Consider the following 1,848-nt stretch of genomic DNA (forward strand, 5'->3'; position numbering starts at 1 on the left):
CTGTGCTGATCCAGTTGCAGCAGGGTTTTCTCCAGGCCGATGGTGGCGGTGGGCTTCAGTTCGAAGCGGATGCCGGCGTCGCCCTGGGCGTAGAGCAGGCTGGACAGCCGCGACAGGCGGTTCAACTCGTTGAGGAAGTTCAGGTCGAAGCGCAGCGCCTGCGCCGCCGCCGGGTCCGGCGACCATTGATCGCCTTGTTGTTCCAGCACCCCGCCCAATTGCTGGCGCACGAACTGCTGCACCAGGCCGTCGCCGGGGTGCAGGAAACGGCCCAGCTCCGGCAAGGAGGCGTCGGCGTCGCTGCGGTGGAAGGGGTAGCGGCCGGCGAAGCTGGCCTGCCATGGCCGGACAATGCTCTGGTCCCACAGCTGGTTGAGGCTGGCCACCGCCGGTTGCAGCAGGGTGTGCCAGGATTGGTCCAAGGGTTGCAGGAACAGGTGCCGGCCCAAGCCCTGCCAGTCTTCGCCCAGGCTGGCGGCCAATTGGGCGGCGTAATCGCGGCTCTCGGCCAGTTCGCCGCCCTTGCCCTGGAACACCGCCTGCGCCAGCGCGCGGGCGGCGGCGTCCGGGTCCGGCGCGGCGGCCACTTGCTGCAACTTGAGCCGGGTGGCCGCCACCCGCTCCAGATAGCGTTGCAGGCTGAGCGCGGAGCCGTCCTGGCGTTCCTCCAGCAGCCGCAGCAGCGGGCCGAAGCTTTGCGCCAGCGGCGCGGCCTCCTGTTTGCCCGTTGCTCCCTCCAGCTGCGGCGCGCTGGCGTCGGCCTTGCCCAGCAGCGCCTGGGCCTTGTCCACCAGATTGGCGCCCAGGCTGTCCACGCGCTCGCCGGCTCGGGCGTTGTCGCGCACCAGCGCCATCAAGGCGCGCAGCGGCGAGCGCTGCGGATCGGCGTAGACCTGCAATTGCTGGGCGTTGGCGGCCAGTTTGGCCTCCGTCTGCCAGGACACCGCGTTGAGGAATTGTTGCCAGGCGCGGGCGTAGTCGGCGAAATAGCGCTGGCGCAGCGCGGCTTCCAGCGCCTTGCCGGCGCTGCCCTGACCGGCCTCGCCGGCGCCCAGCACCCAGTCGCCGGCACTGCCTTGGCGGCGGTGGGCGTTGGCGAAGGCGGCGCGAAGATGCTCGTCCCAGGCTTTGCGGGTGAACACGCCGGGCAGGCTGGATTCGCTGCGCCACAGGCCGCGCAAGTCCTGGCCCGGTAGCAAGACGGCCAGCGTCTGCGGCGGATGCTTGGCTTCGGCTTCGGCCAGTATCTGCTGATAGCGGGTGTCGTCGGCCTGTTGGCGGCCCAACTGGCCGATCAGGGTCTGGCGGATGGCCCCGGCCAGCGCCGCGTCCGCGGGGATGCGCCAGGTGGGCTGGCCGGCCAGCCGCTCGGCGTAGAACTGCGCCATGGCGCGCAGCAGCGGCGGGGAAAAGTCAGCACGGGCGGTGTTGGCGGGGGCCGTCAGCTGGGCGGCGAGGAAGGCCGGTTCGGCGCGCGCCGGCTGGTCCAGCGTCAGATAGGCTTTCAGCGCCTGATAGCCTTGTTCGGTCCGGGCCGGATCGGCGGCCAGTTCCGCGCTGGGGGCCTGGTTCAGCGCTTGCAGCTGCTGCGCCCAGCGGCCGCGCGCCGGTACGATCAGCGCCTGGCCGATGGCGCGGGCGTAATGCGGCCGCAAGCGCTCCAGCAAGGCGGCGTCGCGGTTCAGGCCGAAGCGAGCGGACCACGGCGCGCCGAGTTGCTGGCGGGTTTCCAGCTTCTCCAGCAACCGTTGCAGCCGCAGCGCGCTGTCCAGCGTGGCGGTTTTAGGCTGGGCGTTGACGGCGGCCTGAGCCTCGGCGATCAGGCCGTGGTTTTGATAGGCGGAAACC

1 protein-coding gene is annotated in these 1,848 nt (G+C 70.9%); it reads right to left on the reverse strand.

The window, feature by feature from the left end:
* A partial coding sequence (locus tag DB032_RS23255) for an ImcF-related family protein (RefSeq protein WP_199225978.1) occupies window positions 1-1,848 on the reverse strand: 1,848 nt, incomplete at both ends.

The organism is Chromobacterium sp. Panama (genome assembly GCF_003052555.1).
Taxonomy (GTDB): domain Bacteria; phylum Pseudomonadota; class Gammaproteobacteria; order Burkholderiales; family Chromobacteriaceae; genus Chromobacterium.